The following is an 18,565-nucleotide window of genomic DNA, read 5'->3' on the forward strand; positions in this document are numbered from 1 at the left end:
GGCTGAACATGTCAGCGGCTTCCAGCCTCGTGGGCCTGCAGCACGGCATTGGTGACGGCATCTATCTCCTCCAGCCTGACTTCGTAACCCCACAAATGCGCCAGCCTCTGAAGCACGAGGGTCGCATCCCCACTCTCCAGCAGGATGCCGTTATGCACGCGATGTTGCAGGATCAGACGGCGGTCACCGACGAGATCGACATCCACGACTTCCAGTTCCGGCTCCATCCGCACCGTATCGAACTGATCAGCCAGGGTGCTGCGAATGCTGCGATATCCACGTTCGTTATGGATGGATCGGACCAGCAGGTCGGATCGGCTATCGTCATGCAGTGCAAACAGCTTGAGCTTACGGATCAGGCGCGGACTGAGGAATTGTCTGATAAAACTTTCATCCCGATAATTTTCCCATGCCTCTTTCAGGGTTTCCAGACCTGCCTTGTTTCCGGCAATATCCGGGAACCATGCACGATCTTCTTCATCGGGATTTTCGCATATACGGACAATATCCTCCATCATGGCAAAGCCGAGCGCATAAGGATTGATGCCGGAATAGCGGCGATCATCGAAATCAGGTTGAAATACGACGCTGGTGTGGGAATGCAGAAATTCCAGAAACGCGCCTTCCTGCAAAAAGCCCTGTTCATGCAGCCGGTTCATGATGCTGTAATGGGTCCAGGTAGCACAGCCCTCATTCATCAGGCGCGTTTGTTTCTGCGGATAAAAATACTGCGCGACATGACGCACGATCCGCAGTATCTCCCGCTGCCAGTCTTTCAGCAGCGGTGCTTTCTTCTCAAGAAAATAAAGGATGTTTTCCTCTGGTAGTCCCAGAAGAGATTGTCTTGCCGCCCGCTCGCTCAATCCTGACGCTGCGCCGGAGCGACTGGGCAGAGTGCGCCAGAGATCGTTGAAGGTACGCTCTGCCTCGGCACGGCGTTCCGCTTCCCTCCTGGCCTCATCCTGCAGGGTCGGAAGATTGCGTCGTGGATAGCGGCTGACGCCCTGCGTCATAAGGGCATGGGCGGCATCCAGCAGCCGTTCGACCTCTTCCTCGCCATAGCGTTCTTCGCAGCGGCTGATATAGCTTTTTGCAAAATCCATATAATCGAGAATGCCGCCCGCATCGGTCCATTGCCGGAACAGCGCATTGTTTTTGAAGAAATGGTTGTGCCCGAACGCGGCATGCGCCATGACCAGCGCCTGCATCGCCATGGAGTTTTCCTCCATGATATAAACAATGCAGGGATCGGAATTAATGACGATTTCATAGGCCAGCCCCTGCTGGCCGTTGCGGTATAATGTTTCGTCCCGTGCAAAACGCTTGCCAAAAGACCAGTGCCGATACATCAGCGGCAGGCCGATGGAGCTGTAGGCATCAAGCATCTGTTCAGAGGTAATCACCTCGATCTGGTTCGGATAGACGTTCAGACCCATTTCATGCAGAGCAATCTTTTCGATCTTGTCATAGCTGCGCTGAAGCTGATCAAAGCTCCAGTCACGGCCGGAGGCGATGCCGGGTTCGGGAGCGTTCATGCCTCCACCTCGCCGATGCTGTCGCGTGTGGCTTTGTCACGGGTAAAAAGTTGCCTGAACACCGGATAAATCTGCCCGCGATGGCTGACGTGGCGCATGGCCAGCCGCTGTCCTGATTCAGCCACGGTTTTGTAGGCGCGCCATAACTCAGTGTCCCCCCCGGCTATGTTTTCGGCACCCACCTCAAGATAGGCGAAATACTGGCATTGCGGCAGAATCTCTCGCGTTAAAAGGGCGCAGGCATGGGCGTTGTCGGAAGGCAAATTGTCGCCATCCGATGCCTGCGCGGCATAAATATTCCAGTCCTCCTTTGCGTATCGGTCCTTGATGATGGCCAGCATTTTTTCCAGGGCGGTGGAAACGACGGTGCCCCCTGATTCGGTGCTGGTGAAGAAAGTCTCCTCATCTACTTCCTTCGCGACATGGGTATGCCGGATGAAGACGATATCGACATGTTTGTAGCGGCGGCTAAGGAAAAGATAGAGCAGCTTGTAGAACCGCTTGGCCAGATCTTTCATATGTTCGGTCATGGAGCCTGAGACATCCATCAGGCAGAACATCACGGCGCTGGCAGCCGGGCGTGGCACGCTCTGATAGCGGTTGTAGCGAATATCGATCGGATCGATGAACGGGATACGTCGTCCGCGGGAACGCGCCTGTTCTATCTTGTGCCGTAATTCTGCCTGGCGCTCCAGATCGGTACCGTTTTCGAGCAGATTTTCCAGTTCGCGTTCCTCTGCCTCGGTGTCCTCAAGGCGGGGGCGGCCCAGCGCAATGCGGCGAGAGAGGCTGTTGCGCATGGTGCGGACCAGATTGACATTGGTGGCCGATCCGCTGCTCGCATATCCCGCCCGGCGGGGTGTGGCTTCCTCTGCCGAACGCAACTGACGGCGCAGCAGATCAGGCAGTTCCAGATCTTCCAGAAAAAGATCGAGGAATTCCTCCTGTGACAGGGCAAAGGTGAAGGCGTCCTCTCCCTCCCCATCAGGTGCCCCCTCCCGGCCTTTTCCACGGCCTCCGCCGCCTTGCCGGCGGATCTGATCACCTTCCACGAACTCCTTGTTGCCGGGCAGCACATGGGTACGGTTTCCGGTGCCGGATGCATGGTGCAGGGTCGGCTCGCGCAGGGCATCGGTATTGATCCGGATCCCTTCGCCGACACCGGTTTCCCGGATACCCTGACGGGCGGCGGCATCGCGGACCGCCTCCATGATCTGTCGCCTTGCCTTGCGGATAAAACGCTGACGGTTGGCCAGGCTTTTACCGCGTGGGTTCAGCCTGCGATCAACAATATTCAAATCCTGCCTCCGATCGGCGGGCGTCTCAGCCCGCCTGCTTCGTGCGCATATACCATTCCACCAGGCGCCGGACCTGCCGCTCTGTATAGCCGCGGCTCATCATGCGCTGGACGAACTCTGTATGTTTCTTTTCTGTCTCTGCTTCTTTTTTGGAGCCAAAAGAGATCACGGGCAGAAGATCTTCCACCTGACTGAACATCCGCCGTTCAATGACCTCCCGGATTTTTTCATAGCTGGTCCAAGACGGATTGCGGCCTCCATGATTGGCACGGGCACGCAGGGAAAACTTGACGACTTCGTTGCGGAAATCCTTGGGATTGGCGATCCCGGCAGGTTTCTCGATTTTAGTCAGTTCCTGATTAAGCAGTTCACGATCCATCATCTGGCCGGTATCAGGGTCTTTGAAATCCTGATGTTCGATCCAGGCATCGGCGTAATCGACATACCGGTCGAACAGGTTCTGACCGTAATCGTTGTAGCTTTCCAGATAGGCTTTCTGCACCTCATGACCGATGAATTCGGCATAGCGTGGGGCCAGTTCGGCCTTAATGAATTCCAGATAGCGTTTTTCAGTGTCCTGGGCCAGTTGCTCACGCCGGATCGACTGTTCCAGCACATACATCAGATGCACAGGATCGGCCGCGACCTCCTGCGTATCATGGTTGAAAGTAGCGGACAGCACCTTGAAGGCGAAGCGGGTGGAAATCCCATCCATACCCTCATCCAGCCCGGCAGCATCGCGATATTCCTGCACCGATTTGGCATGGGGGTCCGTTTCTTTCAGACTCTCTCCGTCATAGACACGTAGTTTTGAAAACAGGCTGCCGGAAGCGGGCGGCGTCAGACGTGACAGCACCGCGCAGCGTGCCAGCATTTCCAGCGTGCCGGGTGCACAGGGGGAACTGGCCAGATCACTGTTTCGGATAAGCTTGTCGTAAATTTTTTCCTCTTCTGTGACGCGCAGGCAGTAGGGAACCTTGATCACGCAGATCCGGTCGATAAAAGCTTCATTATTCTTGTTGTTACGAAAGCTCTGCCATTCGCTTTCATTGGAATGGGCCAGGATCACACCCTGAAACGGGATGGCGCCGATATTTTCCGTGCCGACGTAATTGCCCTCCTGTGTGGCGGTCAACAGCGGATGGAGCATCTTGATCGGCGCCTTGAACATCTCGACGAATTCCAGCATCCCTTGCGTGGCGCGGTTCAGGCCGCCGGAGAAGCTGTAGGCATCGGGATCGTTCTGACTGAAATGCTCCAGCATGCGAATGTCGACCTTGCCGACCATGCTGGAAATATCCTGATTATTTTCATCCCCGGGCTCGGTTTTCGCAACACCGATCTGGCGCAGGCGGGATGGGTAGAGCTTGGCAACCCGGAACCGGTCGATATTGCCGTCAAACTCGTCCAGCCGCTTCAGCGCCCACGGGCTGAGCAGCCCGGTCAGACGGCGGCGAGGGATAGCGAACTTGTCTTCCAGCAGCGGTCCCATCGCCTCCGGATCAAACAGACCCAGGGGGCTTTCGAAAACGGGACTGATCGCCGTTCCAGCCTTGAGCACATAGATCGGCTCCTGCTCCATCAGGGCTTTCAGTCTCTCGGCGAGCGATGATTTGCCGCCGCCTACCGGACCGAGCAGGTAGAGTATCTGTTTCCGTTCTTCCAGACCCTGAGCGGCATAGCGGAAGAAGTTGACGATCCGCTCGATCGTTTCCTCCATGCCGTAGAATTCGGCAAAGCTGGGATAGACCTTGATGGTGCGGTTCATGAAGACGCGTCCCAACCGCGCATCCCGGGACGTATCGATCACTTCCGGCTCGCCAATCGCCTTTACCATGCGTTCGGCGGCGGTGGCGTAGGTATCCGGTTGATCCCGGCAGAGCGACAGATATTCGCTCAGCGACATGTCGACTTCTCGACGGGTTTCGTAAGTGTTCCTGGATTTGGAAAACAGATCGTCCAGCAAGCTCATGAAGGGCGGCTCCGTGACGTTTCGGGTGACAATCTGGCGCTCCCGCGCGGGACTGTGCAGTCCGTCCGGTATCAGCCTGCCTGATAGCCGTATCCCTGTGGGAGGGAACGGTATGCAGAACACGGCGATACCGAACCGCCATACGTCGTCCGCAACAATCGCGCATGTCTCTGTTCCGGACGGCGCAGGCTGTACTTCAACATCCCATATGTGGGAGCGCGGCCTGTCTTGCAGCAGGGGAAGGGGAGGAAAAAAGCGATTTCTGCGCTTGCAGAATGATCGCACCCGTCAGGGCTGCTCCGCCGAACTCCTGAACTGATGGACCGCCGGATCGTCCCGCATCATGGAACTTCTGAAACACAGCCTAGCAGTCCGGTAGAGGCATTTCGCAACTATAATCGGAGACATTCCACATTTTTTTGCAATCACTGTGTCACGTCGACGCTGTGGTCTTTGGGACACGGTTTTTGGCAAGGGCGATTGTCTGTGGCGGGCCTTGCTCAGCCATTCTCCAGAGCCTGATCAAGATCACGGAGAATATCGTCGATATGCTCCAGTCCGATCGACAGGCGCACATAGCCGGGGGAGACGCCGGTGGCAGCAAGAGCCGTTTCATCCAGTTGGGAATGTGTCGTCGTGGCCGGGTGAATAGCCAGACTCCTTGCATCGCCGATATTGGCGACATGCAGGAAAAGCTTCAGCCGATCGATGAAGCGACGCCCTGCTTCCGCACCGCCTGCCAGTTCGAATCCGACCAGCCCACCTTTGCCGCCATGCAGATATTTATCAGCCCGTGCCCGTGCGGCTCCCGTCTGATGGTTGGGGTGGATAACACGAATCACCTCCTTCCTGCTGGCCAGCCAGTCTGCGACAATGGAGGCATTGCGGCTGTGTGCGTCGATCCGCAGAGGCAGTGTTTCCACACCCTGTAGCAGCAGAAACGCATTGAAGGGGCTGATCGCCGCCCCCAGATCGCGCAACAGGGTCGTGCGGATTTTGACGATGTAGGCGACCGGGCCAAGCGCCTTGGTTGCCTCCACCCACACCGCTCCGTGATAACTGGGATCAGGCTGGTTAAGTGCGGGTTGGCGCTCTGGATAAGCGGCCCAGTCGAACTGGCCGCCATCGACGATCAGCCCCCCAATACTTGTGCCGTGACCGCCGAGATATTTGGTGGCGGAATAGACGACAATGGCTGCTCCATGCTCCAGCGGGCGGATCAGCAGCGGGGCCGCCGTATTATCGATGATCAGGGGAATGCCAAGCGGGCGGCCCAGTGCGGCCACCTCTGCAATTGGAAAAACGTCCAGCTTTGGATTGGGCAGGCTTTCCGCATACCAGGCGCGGGTACGGTCGTCGCTGGCTCGTACGAAAGCGGCCGGCTCGGTGGGGTCTACAAAGCGTACCTCAATACCCTGATCGCGCAGGGTATGGGCAAACAGATTCCACGTTCCTCCGTAAAGATCGGTCGAGCTGACGATATTGTCGCCTGCTCTCGCAAGGTTCTGGATTGCGTAAGCCGAGGCAGCCTGACCGGAGGCAACGGCGAGAGCCGCAGCGCCGCCTTCCAATGCGGCAATGCGCTGTTCCAGCACGTCATTGGTCGGATTGCCGAGGCGCGTATAGATATTGCCGAGCTGCCTCAGCCCGAACAGATCAGCGGCATGGGCGGTATCATCGAATTGATAGGATGTCGTCTGATAGATCGGGACGGCAACCGCACGGGTTGCCGGATCACGGCGCCAGCCCGCATGCAAGGCGAGTGTAGCCGGATGAAGGGGTTCGTCTTTTCCGTTCATTTTTACACCATTTTATGGTTAATATTTTATATCACCATACATCATGGTTTATTCGTTGCAATGCTTAATGGCCTCATGGGTCAAAAGATTGTGTTGCGCAGGTGCAACACAAGTCATCGGCCGGGTTATTTATTTGTGCGGTGCAGCAAAAAACAAGGTTTGGGTCACGGTCTTACATCACTTCAGCACAATGTGTTGTGCAAAAATGCCACAGGGATGTGATTACCGCAGAATGACCTTCTGTTAATCTTGACGATGCCTAAGCGGTATGGTCGGATCACGAAATAATAATAAACCGAAATTTGGGGGGTCCTTTAATGTCGATAAAGTTCTCGACATGGCTCAAAGTGAGCACTGTTATTGCCGTTGGCGCTGGTTTCGCAGCCACCCCGGCCTTCGCGGATGATTACACCGATCTGCTGAACATTCTGCGTGCCAAGGGGAGCCTGACCCAGAACGAGTATGGCGCCCTGATGGCCAAGCATGGCACAGGCTCCCGCGCTCTACGGGGGCGCACAACCCGCGCCGCCCAGACTGATACCGGTTCTGATGCGCAGGCCGCTGCCGCCAGTGCTGCTGCCAGCGCTGCTGCTGCTCAGGCCGCTGCCCAGTCTGCCCAGTCCTCCCTGCAGGCAGCGAACATTATCCGCAGTAAGCCTTATGTGCCGGGTAAGGGTATCACCATCCGCGCCGGTGACATCGACCTCAACTTCTCCGGTTTCGTGAACGGCTATTATACCTACAGCGCCGGCGCAACGGGCAGCGGTAAGGTCGGTGGCGGTCTTGCAGCCCCTAATGGCGACTCCTCTGCTATCCGTGACGGCCTGCTGCCCGCAGCTCTGATCTTCAAGGCCAGCACCACTCAGGCCGGTATCGATATGTCCGCCGTGTTCGGTATTTACCCGGGCATCAACAGCTCCAATACCGGCACGATCTTCGGTGCCAATGGTGGCGGTTCCGCTTACGGCCTCAGCACAGCCGGCATCGATTTCCGCCAGGTTTATGTAACGGCAGGCAACAAGAAGTTCGGCACGGTCAAGATTGGTCGTGATCTGGGCATCTTCGGTTCCGATGCGATCTTGAGCGATGCGACGCTGCTCGGTGTCGGTGCCGCCGGCGGCAACACCATGCCCGGCAATACCGCCCTCGGCCGTATCGGTATCGGTTATGTGTATGCCGACTGGCTGCCGCAGATCAGCTATGCCTCCCCGACTTTCGGTGGTGTGCAGGTTACTGTGGGCGCGATGTCCCCCTACTCTGTGACCAACGCTTTCAGCGGCGAACCGGGTGTAACCAAGACATCCAGCGATACGCTGATGTTCCAGGGCAAGGTCACATATGACTATGCCTTCGGTGCGCTCAATGGCCGTCTATGGAGCAGCTTCCTGGTCCAGCCGCAGCAGAAGATGCAGGGCATTGTCGGCGCCAATGCGCGTGACAGCGTGCTGTCTGCCGCAATTGATGGCGGTATCAAGGCCAATTATGGTCCGTTCGGTATGGTCGGCTACTACTACCGTGGGTCAGGCCTCGGCACGACCGGTCTGTTCTTCGACGCGATTGCCGCCAATGGCCGCAAGCGTGACTCTGAAGGCTACTATGTGCAGGGCACCTACAGTGTGACCAAGAAGCTCCGTCTGGTCGCCAGCTATGGTCAGAGCAATCTGAACCAGGCTCCGGGTGAAGTGAACCCGGATCTGGTCCGGACCAACGAAGCCGCAATCGGTGGCGTGTATTACAGCCTGACCGACTGGATGACACTGGTTGGCGAATATGCCTATGTGCAGGCGAAGTCGCATGGCGATACCGCCCTGCATTCCAACAACTTCACCGCCGGCACGATGCTGTTCTTCTAATCGACAGCACTTCGGATCTACAAAAAAGGGGAGAAGGGGTAACGCTTCTCCCCTTTTCCATGTCTGGGTCAGTCTTATTGCGCGTTGGGCGTTTTTTCTTTCACGGCACCGGGCACATTCGTTTGAAGACCAGCTTTGTCATCTTTGGTTGTGCCGGTACCCATGGCACCATCCGATGTGTTGGATGACGTGCCGGTTTTCGCGTCAGGGCGCGCTTTATGATGTTTATGATGCATTTGTTGGTGATTGCTTTCAGTGACCGTATCCTCGGCATGCACTGACAAGGGGGCAGTGAGGCCAAGGCACAGAACGAGAGCGGTACCAAGGGTGGCAGGGCGTTTCATGGGCCATTCCTTCCTGATGATCCGGCCGGGACGGTGCCGGGTTTTCATCAGGCTCAACGATCATGGCCCCGCTGCGTTCCCCCGCCAATGGGGGCGATTCAAAGTGAGGTCGAGATTTTCTTCACGATTCCAGTGGTTGAACGGCCCGGTACCAGATCAATCAACTCCACTTTCCCACCCGCTGCACGGACGACATCGCCGCCGACCACCTCTTCCTCGCGATAATCAGCACCCTTGAACAGCCGGTCAGGAAGCAGAACGGAGATCAGGGAGAGGGGCGTGTCTTCCTGAAATCCGACGACGCAATCCACGCTCCTCAGCCCGGCCAAAACAGTACAGCGATCTTCAAATCCATTAATGGGACGGGTTGGTCCCTTGAGGCGCGAAACGCTTGCATCCGTATTGACAGCGACGACAAGCCGGTCACAGCGCGTGCGGGCTTCATTCAACAGGCTGACATGGCCCGCGTGCAGGATATCAAAGCATCCATTGGTAAAGCCGACGGTCAGACCAAGCTGCTTCCATTTCTTGACCAGAGACCGCGCTTCACCAAGGCTACGGGCAGAGCCGGTGCCGCCATTGGAGATGGCGGATTCATCCAGTTCTGCACGCAGTTCATCCACATTGAGCGTGGCAGTTCCCGCCTTGCTGACCACAACGCCTGCGGCGGCATTGGAGATTCGCATGGCACTTTCAAGGGTGAGGCCGCTTGCATGAGCCAGGGCGAGGGTGGCGATCACGGTGTCGCCAGCCCCGGAGACGTCGAATACTTCCCGCGCACGGGCAGGCACGGTGTGAATGGCGATATCATCCCGCCCATCAGAAGGGGCTTCTATCAGCATCATGCCCTTTTCGGAACGTGTCGCGAGAATCGATGCGCACCCGGCCTGCTGCATGACAATCCGGGCGGCGGCAATAACGGACGCCTCGTCATCGGCACGCTGATGGGCGGCGGCGGACAGCTCCTTGACGTTCGGTGTGATGCAGGTTGCACCGGCATAAACCGAAAAATCCAGTCTTTTGGGATCGACGAAAACCGGAATACCGGCCTGTCGAGCCAGTCCGATCGCATGCTTGATCACGGCAGGCGACAGTACGCCCTTGCCATAATCCGATAAAATGACTGCGCCACACTCTGTGATATGCGTGGCGACCATGGTCTGGAGCAGCGTTTCTTCTGCGGGTTGGGTTGGCAGGTGGCTTTCATCATCGGTGCGAACCACCTGTTGCTGCGCGGCCAGAAAGCGGGTTTTGCAGATGGTCGGCCGATGGGGGCTTTCCACCAGTGCATTGACGATACCGGGGACACGGTCCAGATGGGTTCTCAGTGCGATGGCGGTGTCATCATGGCCGATCAGCCCGACCAGAATGGCTGTGCCGCCCAGATCTGCAATGTTATGGGCCACATTCCCTGCGCCGCCGAGCATGGAATGGGTGCTGGTGATACGCAGAACCGGCACAGGCGCTTCCGGGGAGATGCGTTCCACGCTGCCATGCATGAATCTGTCCAGCATGACATCACCGATACAAAGGACGCGCGTGCTCGAAAAATCCATAAAAATTCCGCTCGTATGAAAAACCGTTTTCTCTCTGGCCGGCCCGGCCAGAGAGAAAACGAAGAGAAAGCGGCCCGCCTGAAAAATCAAGCGGGCCGCTTTCTCATAAGGCACAAAAGTGTGCGTGGGGCTGCAAATATCCGCCGTTCTTTATTCGACGTGAGAACCATTCGCTGGCATTGCTGCGGGAGGTGCCGTCGGAGTGGCTTTCTCCATATGGGTATTATCGGAGCCCGGGCGGGGTGTTTTCATCATCGCGCCGGTCATCGGGATAAAGAACACACCGACATCGCGCCGGGAATGGACTTTGCCCTCGGCATCCTTGGTGTAGATGTAGAGAATCTGCCCGCGCTTGAAGGGCTGCCCGATGGGAATGATCATCCGGCCATTGGGCTTCAACTGCTTCAGCAGATCCGGCGGAGCATATTGGGCGGCACAGGTGACGATGATGACATCGAATCCTCCCTCAACCTCTGGCCAACCGAAATAGCCATCACCGACCCGGCTGGAGATATTGTCATAGCCCAGCGGCGTGAAGATTTTCCCGACCGCCTTACCCAGCGGCTCGATAATTTCGATCGAATAGCTGTGTTTGACAATACGGGAGAGAAGTGAGCTCTGGAACCCGCTGCCTGTGCCGATTTCGAGCGTCACATGCTCTGGTTTCACCTCGCAGACCTGAGACATATAGGCCTGCCCCAGATAGTCGGACAGCGCCGATCCGTAGCCGAGCGCCCAGGGCTTCGGATCGGCCTCATAAGCCGCGCTTGGTGTCGGGGTATGGGTGTCATAGTGATAGTGGTAATACTCGCGCGGTAACTGGCGGAAAGCTTCCATAACCGCCGGATCGGCATGGCCGAGCCTTTCCTTCAGATAGGATTCAATCCGTTGCAGGGCCGCAGGTTTACGGGCCTGAATGGCATCGAACGTTTTCTGATCGATCTTGCAGGGACGGCCGGATTCGGCCATCGCCTTTTCAAACCGTTCGAGTGTCCATGGCTGGGCTGCGGCGGCATCGGCTGCATGGGCCTGCGCGAACAGGCGCGGCCTTTTACTGGAGAAGGGCAGAGCAGCACCGGCGGCGGCTCCTGCAACGATCAGGGAGCGGCGGGAAAACATACGGGTCAATATCCTTGCCTGAATTCCGCCCGGGTGGCGGAAGGCGTGTGGAACAGAAGGGCAGCCAGCCCATACAGGATAGCGGCTCCGATCAGCAGCACGGAATAACCTTTCTGCAAAGCCAACAAATTCGCGAGGGGCGTTGCAACAACCGAAAAAGCGCCGTTCACGCCCCAAGCCCATGGCAGCAGCCCCGGCGGCGTGCCATGCAGGCCCAGCGGAAAGAACAGACCGAGCAGGATGGAAACCGGCGCGAGCACGACACCCAGCAGCAGCACTCGCAGCATGGTCGGCCAGTCCAGCGTGTTCAGCACCAGCATGGGCAGGCCATACAGGATAGCGGCACACCATACTATGGTCAGTCCGGCCGCAATGCGCAGGGTGCGAGCAGCCGCAGTGGTGAAGCGCCCGGACAGCATCGCGCCGATCCCGGAAAAAATCAGCATCATGCTGAGCACGGCGGCAAAGGCGGTGGCCCGATCATTCAGCCAGAAAGCGGCTTTGTCGATCAGAACGATCTCCACGAACAGAAAACCAAGGCCCAAGGCGGCAAAATAGGCTATGGCGCGGGCTGTGCTGCCGGCGCTCATGCCGATCCGGCGGGGACGGATCATTGGCAGTACCAGCACGATCATGGCCAGCAAGGCTGCCTGGGCCAGTACGGCGAGATTGACCAGAGGACCGATCTCCTGTTGCGGCAGCATTTCCAGACGCTGGAGAATGGTTCCGAGATGCGACAGGCGCAGCACCGAATAAAAAAAGGGCCGATCCTCTGTGATAGGCGAGAGGTTGAAAGCACGTTGTGATCCGGTCCGCAGATCGGCATCATCCCGCTCTGACAGGACGGGTAAGGCTTCGTCTGCCACGGCATCGGCCGGACTGCTTCCACTGGCCACCGACCCGTCCTCGAACGAAACCGGTGGCAGGTCATTGTAAATCGAGGCTTTGGCGGCCTTTAGATCAATGCCGGGGAAATAGGGGACGTCGAAAGAACGTTGATCGGCAAAGTGGCGCGCAGTGGTAATCGTGCCTTCGGAGAACGGTTGATTGCTGACCAGGATGCGCAGGTTCCATGCCGAGCGGTACACGATCACATGGCTCATGGGATCGAGCCCGCGTGCACGCAGCGCATCCCGTGCTGTGGCCAGCAATCGCACGGCATAGGCAGGAAATTCACGGATCGAAACAGGCAGGGACAGCACCCCGCCCGGTGCCAGCGCTCCGATCAGGGTATCGAGCGATTCACGGGTAAAAACATGGGCATTGGCTTCCTGTTCGTCGAGAAAATCCGACGAGACATCGATCATTGCAAAGGTCGCCGGATGGCGGCGTGCCACGCCGACGGGATTGGCGCCGGACAGTTCGAAACCTCCGGGCATCAGCTTGCGCAGGATCGGGTCCGGTTCCAGTGCCGTGACATGGGCGGCTCCGAGAGCTTTGGCCTCGGCGATCCTGAATCCTCCGCCACTGCCGATCAGCAACACCTGTCCGCCTGCTTTCAGAGCTGGGCTTTCCAGTATGTAGGGCAATGCATTCAGGGCAGCAGGAGCATAGCGTGCATCAAGCCCGGGCTGCCCCGGACCACTCAGCGGCAGGGCGGCGATCCGGTTGCCGTCGCGATAGACGCCGAGGGTCCTGGGCGGTCCGGGCAGATTGAGCATGCCGGCATCATTGGAGATATCGGTATCGACCCGCTCTGTAAAATCTGCCAGCACATTGTAAAGACCACGCGGGGAGTGGACTTCCTGCACCATCCGTGCGCCTTCGACATGCAGGGGGGCATAGATCGGCTTGAAATCGTTGAACGCCGCGCTGTCGTAACGTAGCCCCCCTGTGCCTGTTGCAAACAGCAGCAGCGCCAGCGTGGTATGGGCAGTGCGTAGCCGTGGTGACAGACGTGATCCGGTCAGCCAGCAGGCCAGCAGCAATAAAGGCAGCATGCAGGGCATCAATTGAAATGGATGCACATATTGCATCAGCACCAGCACCAGCAGCGCCCCGCCGCCCGCCCCGGCAAGATCATAGCCATATGTCTTGCCAAGCCTGGCCGAGCCGAGGATGAAAGACAGGCTGATATACAACCCGGTCAGAAAGAAAAACGGCAGCAAGGCCGCATAATACAGCCCGATCAGCCAGAGCTGTGGTCCGTACGTGGCCCGGTTCTGCAACTGGAGCGGATTGAACGGATTGGCCGTCACACACAGATAACCGCCTACCGCTGCGGGCAGCAGCAGCAGCGGCAAGATGGCCTGCAAGGCAGTCCCGTATTTCGTCAGAGTCTGTCGGGCCAGCGCGGTAGCGACACCGGACAGGGCCAGACCGGCCATGACGATGGAAATGACCCAGTACCCATATTCCGACCATTTCGCGACGGCAAAATAGCGGGTCAGGGCGGTTTCATACCCGACCGCCGCCCCGGAAATCAGGGCGAGAGCCAGTAGCGGTGCTGGTCGTAATCCGTTGCTGCGATCCGGGGAGGGAGGACCACTCATTTCAGGACGGTCCGGGGCCAGACTTTTCGAGTGATGAATGATTCCATCAGCCTGTTGAATTGATCAGCCTCATCGATGAACAACGCATGGCCTGCGGTGCGGAAGATGCTGCTTTCCGCATTGGGGTGGTGTGCGGCAAGATTCATGGCCTGCCCCTCGAAAGCCGGGCGCACGGCATACAGAACCGGTTTGGCAGTCGCATACACGGCTTCTTTCCAGTAGGTGCGGGGAACAGGATAGCGCAGCAGGGCCGCCGCGACATCGGGAGGGGTATGGAGTGCATCCTGGGTCAGCTGTTCCAGAAAAGCAGTTGATTGCGGCTTATGGAACATGCTGCGCACAAAAGCCTGCATTGAAGCCTGCCGATTGAGAGGGTGCGCTTTCCTTCCTCCATGTCGCTTGCCGGAGGCTGCTCCGGGGGCTGGGTTCTCGCCAATGGAATTGTCGATCAGTACCAGCCCGGCAATATGCGAATCTCCATGCTCATGCAGATAGGCCAGCACGTCCAGCACACCGAGCGACCAGCCCACCAGCAACACGCCCGCGCCTGCATCTCCGCCGAGTTGGGCAATGGCATCGGCAATATCCTGCCCACGTCGCCATGGATCATAGCCGGTGGAGGGAATGTCGCTTTCACCCTGTCCGCGCGGGTCCAGAGCGGCAACGTGAAAGCGTCTGCTGAAAAAGGTGAGTTGCCGGTCCCAGATCCAGGCGGGCATGCACCAGCCCGGCACAAACAGAATTGATGGCGCGGAGACAGGGCCTGCCTCAATCATGTGCAGACGGATACCATCACTGGCAGAAATGAACCGGTTATAATCAGCTGCTCGGACAGTGTGGGGGGCGCAGAGGCTAGTTGCACCTGCTCCTAGCAACGCGTTCAGAAACGGTCTGCGTGACAGGAAAGCCATGCCGGATGCCTTTTCATGTCCGTACTGGGCAGCAGAGGCGCCAAAGGAAAGTCTTGTGCATGAGGCGATCAGGCAAGACCGGGCGGCCCGGTGTGTCAACCTGTGCTGCTGTCTACCGGCTATCGTGGAGGTCTACAGAAAGTTTGGTTACGCGGTGGCGCAAGGATTGCTTCCACTTTACAACCGGAAGCACGGCACTTCACGCCACCTATTCCGCCGGTGAAACAGTTGGACACCCCATGTCGATCCACGTCGCTCTTACCCACCGCACTTCCTATCGATATGAAAAGCCTGCGGCTTTAGGGCCGCAGGTCATCAGGCTGCGGCCCGCACCACATGCCCGCACCCCGGTGCTGTCCTACGCACTGAAGGTCGAACCTCAGCCGCATTTCATCAACTGGCAGCAAGACCCGCAGGGCAATTTTCAGGCGCGGGTCGTCTTTCCGGAAAAAGTCACGCATTTCGATGTGACGGTCGATCTGGTTGCCGATATGGCAACGATCAATCCGTTTGATTTCTTTCTGGAACCGGAAGCGGAAAGCTGGCCCTTCGCCTATGATCCGGTGCTGGAGCATGAGCTGGCTCCCTTCCGTCGCCAGGAAGAAGCAGGCCCGCTGCTGAAAGCGTTTCTGGATGAACTGCCGCGGCCTGATGGGGAGGGCCTGCCCACCATCAACATGCTGGTGGATCTGAATCGCCGGGTGCAGGAGCGTGTCAATTACGTCGTCCGCTTGGAACCTGGCGTGTTTACGCCGGAGGAAACGCTGGAAAAGCAGCTTGGCTCCTGCCGTGACAGCGCATGGTTGTTGGTTCAAGTGCTGCGGCATCTCGGTTTCGCGGCGCGGTTTGTCTCCGGCTATCTGATTCAGTTAACGGCGGATGTGAAGCCGCTGGATGGCCCGGCGGGCCCGGATGAAGATTTCACCGATCTGCATGCCTGGGCCGAGGTGTACTTGCCCGGCGCGGGCTGGATCGGGCTGGATGCGACCTCCGGCCTTATGGCGGGAGAGGGGCATATCCCGCTGGCCGCGACACCGGAACCGGCTTCGGCGGCCCCGATCTCCGGCCTGATCGAGAAGGTGGAAACCGAATTCGACTTCGCCATGGCGGTGACTCGGATCAAGGAAACACCACGCACCACCAAACCTTATATCGAGAAAACCTGGCAGGATATTCTGGCCGCCGGTGCCCGGACCGACCGCGCGCTGAACGCCGGTGATGTACGCCTGACGATGGGGGGCGAACCGACTTTCATTTCGGCAACCGATTTCGAATCCGCGGAGTGGAAAACGGATGCGCTTGGGGAGACCAAGCGTGTTTATGCCGGTCGTTTGATGCGTCGCCTGACGGCACTCTGGTCACCGGGTGCGGCGATGCATCTGGCGCTCGGCAAGCATTATCCCGGTGAGCAGTTGCCGCGTTGGGCACTCCATGCGCACTGGCGGGTGGATGGAGAGCCGGTCTGGACCGATCCGGCCCTGCTGGCGGATGACGACACGGTCGATCACGCGACCCCGGATGATGCGCGCCGTTTTGCTCGGGCGCTGGCAGAGCGGCTGGAGGTCGATGCCAGTCTGGTCGCACCTGCTTATGAGGACATCCATTACTATCTGTGGCGCGAATCCCGTCTGCCCGCCAACGTTCTGGCGGAAGGCAGCAAGCTGCGTGACGCGGCGGAGCGGGCAAGGCTGGCGCGTGTGTTTGGTCAGGGGCTGGATTCGGAAGTTGGCAGTATTCTGCCGTTGCGCCGCGCCATTCTCGACGGGCGCCGTATCTGGCAGTCCGGGCGCTGGTTCTTCCGGGGCGATACGCTGTTCCTGATCCCCGGTGATGCCCCGATCGGCTTCCGTCTGCCGCTGCAAAGTCTGCCATGGGCCGATCCGTCCAGCCTGGATGTCGATTTTCCGCTGGACCCGTTCGCGCCCAGAAATCCGTTCGCGCCGCGTGCCGCCTACAGTTGGGGACAGGGTGGTCCATCACGTGAGGGCGGTCCGTCACGGGATGGTATGGAAGCCGCCTATGCGACCCGCAGCGGGCAGGGCGCCCTTTATCGGCAGGGCACGACGGCATATGTCTCCCCCGGTGCCTGGCTGGAACGTCCGGTCCGGCAGGAAGCGCCGGTCATCGGGCGCGATGAACCCGATGTGGTCCGCACCGCGCTGGCGGTTGAGGCGCGTGGTGGTGTGCTGCATGTCTTCCTGCCACCGCTCTACGATGCGGAGGATTGGCTGGAACTGGTCGCTCGGGTGGAGGACACGGCGCGCGCCGAAGGCCGTCCCGTGGTGCTGGAAGGCTATGCGCCGCCGGAAGATCCGCGTCTGCTGTCTTTTTCCATCACTCCTGACCCGGGTGTGCTGGAAGTGAACGTGCATCCCTCGGAAAACTGGGCGGTGCATGTGGAGCGGACCGAGCAGCTCTACGAAGAAGCGCGCGCGGTTGGGCTGGCCACCGAAAAATTCATGCTTGATGGTACCCATGTCGGCACGGGTGGCGGCAATCATGTGGTGATGGGCGCGGCCCATGCTGCCGACAGTCCGTTTCTGCGGCGGCCCGACCTGCTGAAGTCGATGCTGGGTTTCTGGCATAACCATCCCAGCCTGTCCTACCTGTTCAGCGGATTGTTTATCGGTCCGTTCAGCCAGCATCCCCGCATCGACGAAGCGCGGGAGGACAGCGTGCGGGAACTGGAGATCGCGTGCGAACGGGTCTCTCCCTTCAGCCCCACTCCGCCCTGGCTGACCGACCGGATTTTCCGCAACATTCTGGCGGATGTGACCGGCAATACGCATCGCACCGAGTTCTGCATCGACAAGATGTATGCGCCTGAAAGCAGTTCCGGCCGTCGTGGTCTGGTCGAGTTCCGGGCGTTCGAGATGCCGCCCCATGCGCGTATGTCCGCGGCGCAGGCTTTGCTGATGCGGGCGGCTGTGGCGGCATTCTGGCAATTCCCTTATGAGCGCCGTCTGATCAGGTGGGGTACGCGCCTGCATGACGATTTCATGCTGCCGCATTACGTCGCGCAGGATCTGAAGGATGCTCTGGCACATCTGGCGGGTGCCGGGCAGCGTCTGGACCCGGACTGGTTCCTGCCGCATCAGGAGTTCCGCTTCCCGTTGGTTGGTGAAATCGCCGTGCGCGACATGGTGGTGGAACTGCGGCATGCCCTGGAGCCATGGCACATTCTGGGCGAGGAGCCTGCTGCCGGCGGCACCGTACGCTACGTGGACAGCGCGGTCGAGCGTTTGCAGGCACGGGTCACCGGATGGTCACCGGAACGTTACGTCCTGTCCTGCAATGGCGCAGAGGTGCCGTTGCAGAAAACCGAAACACAGGGTGAATACGTGGCAGGGGTCCGGTTCAAGGCATGGTCACCGCCGAGCTCCCTGCACCCCACCATTCCGGCGCATGGGCCCTTGGTATTCGATGTGTATGACAGCTGGACCGGGCGTTCGCTGGGCGGAATGACCTATCATGTGTCTCATCCGGGCGGGCGGAACTATGATCGTTTCCCTGTGAATGCGAACGAGGCCGAGGCGAGGCGTCGTGCCCGTTTCTTCCCGTTCGGTCATACATCCGGGCCGATGGAGCGCCCTCGTCTTCTGCCTAACCCGGAACAGCCGCGGACGCTCGATCTGCGGCGGGGACACTGAACAGGGTGGGATTGTTTGACAGAAGGGGTGGGTGCA

The 18,565-nt window shown here is 58.8% G+C and carries 11 protein-coding genes; 2 read left to right on the forward strand and 9 right to left on the reverse strand.

The features are described from left to right. Positions 1 to 11: 11 nt before the first annotated feature. The 4 genes from GbCGDNIH6_RS02660 to GbCGDNIH6_RS02675 all read right to left on the reverse strand — a co-directional run bounded on the left by GbCGDNIH6_RS02660 (position 12) and on the right by GbCGDNIH6_RS02675 (position 6,604). The gene (locus tag GbCGDNIH6_RS02660) at positions 12 to 1,535 is read right to left on the reverse strand and encodes a SpoVR family protein (RefSeq protein ID WP_072562763.1); all 1,524 of its coding nucleotides are present in this window, start codon (positions 1,533 to 1,535) and stop codon (positions 12 to 14) included. Further along, complete coding sequence (locus GbCGDNIH6_RS02665) at positions 1,532 to 2,833, reverse strand: YeaH/YhbH family protein (protein WP_072562764.1); 1,302 nt, start codon at positions 2,831 to 2,833, stop codon at positions 1,532 to 1,534. Before GbCGDNIH6_RS02665 ends, GbCGDNIH6_RS02660 begins: the two co-directional genes overlap by 4 nt. Positions 2,834 to 2,858: 25 nt before the next feature. Continuing rightward, complete coding sequence (locus GbCGDNIH6_RS02670; protein WP_072562765.1) at positions 2,859 to 4,805, reverse strand: PrkA family serine protein kinase; 1,947 nt, start codon at positions 4,803 to 4,805, stop codon at positions 2,859 to 2,861. Between the two features lie 500 nt (positions 4,806 to 5,305). Beyond that, a complete protein-coding gene (locus tag GbCGDNIH6_RS02675) occupies positions 5,306 to 6,604 on the reverse strand; it encodes an O-acetylhomoserine aminocarboxypropyltransferase/cysteine synthase family protein (protein ID WP_072562766.1) in 1,299 nt (432 codons plus the stop codon). Between the two features lie 317 nt (positions 6,605 to 6,921). On the opposite strand from GbCGDNIH6_RS02675, the gene GbCGDNIH6_RS02680 reads away from it, so the two are divergent. After that, positions 6,922 to 8,457 (forward strand): porin, encoded by a 1,536-nt coding sequence (locus GbCGDNIH6_RS02680; protein WP_072562767.1) that lies wholly within the window; start codon positions 6,922 to 6,924, stop codon positions 8,455 to 8,457. A 74-nt stretch (positions 8,458 to 8,531) separates the two neighbouring features. On the opposite strand, the gene GbCGDNIH6_RS02685 is transcribed toward GbCGDNIH6_RS02680, so the two are convergent. From GbCGDNIH6_RS02685 to GbCGDNIH6_RS02705, 5 genes are all read right to left on the reverse strand, one after another. Continuing rightward, positions 8,532 to 8,801 carry a hypothetical protein gene (locus tag GbCGDNIH6_RS02685; protein ID WP_072562768.1) on the reverse strand — a complete coding sequence of 90 codons (270 nt, stop codon included), beginning with the start codon at positions 8,799 to 8,801 and terminating at the stop codon, positions 8,532 to 8,534. Positions 8,802 to 8,899: 98 nt separating this feature from the next. Continuing rightward, positions 8,900 to 10,357, reverse strand: coding sequence for a D-glycero-beta-D-manno-heptose-7-phosphate kinase (rfaE1, locus tag GbCGDNIH6_RS02690; protein WP_072564280.1), 1,458 nt, complete (start codon positions 10,355 to 10,357; stop codon positions 8,900 to 8,902). A gap of 150 nt (positions 10,358 to 10,507) precedes the next feature. Beyond that, on the reverse strand, positions 10,508 to 11,476 hold the full coding sequence (locus GbCGDNIH6_RS02695) for a protein-L-isoaspartate O-methyltransferase family protein (RefSeq protein ID WP_232449927.1): 969 nt from the start codon (positions 11,474 to 11,476) through the stop codon (positions 10,508 to 10,510). A gap of 5 nt (positions 11,477 to 11,481) precedes the next feature. Next, positions 11,482 to 13,968: a hypothetical protein gene (locus tag GbCGDNIH6_RS02700; RefSeq protein ID WP_025286065.1), complete on the reverse strand. Its 2,487-nt coding sequence runs from the start codon at positions 13,966 to 13,968 to the stop codon at positions 11,482 to 11,484. Next, on the reverse strand, positions 13,965 to 14,744 hold the full coding sequence (locus GbCGDNIH6_RS02705) for an alpha/beta fold hydrolase (protein ID WP_157692304.1): 780 nt from the start codon (positions 14,742 to 14,744) through the stop codon (positions 13,965 to 13,967). The genes GbCGDNIH6_RS02700 and GbCGDNIH6_RS02705 overlap by 4 nt, the downstream gene beginning before the upstream one ends. 374 nt (positions 14,745 to 15,118) lie before the next feature. Here GbCGDNIH6_RS02705 and GbCGDNIH6_RS02710 point away from each other — a divergent pair, with 374 nt between their 5' ends. Next, positions 15,119 to 18,529 (forward strand): transglutaminase family protein, encoded by a 3,411-nt coding sequence (locus tag GbCGDNIH6_RS02710; protein ID WP_072562771.1) that lies wholly within the window; start codon positions 15,119 to 15,121, stop codon positions 18,527 to 18,529. Positions 18,530 to 18,565: the final 36 nt, after the last annotated feature.

Source organism: Granulibacter bethesdensis (assembly GCF_001889525.1).
In the GTDB taxonomy this organism is placed as follows: Bacteria; Pseudomonadota; Alphaproteobacteria; order Acetobacterales; family Acetobacteraceae; genus Granulibacter; species Granulibacter bethesdensis_C.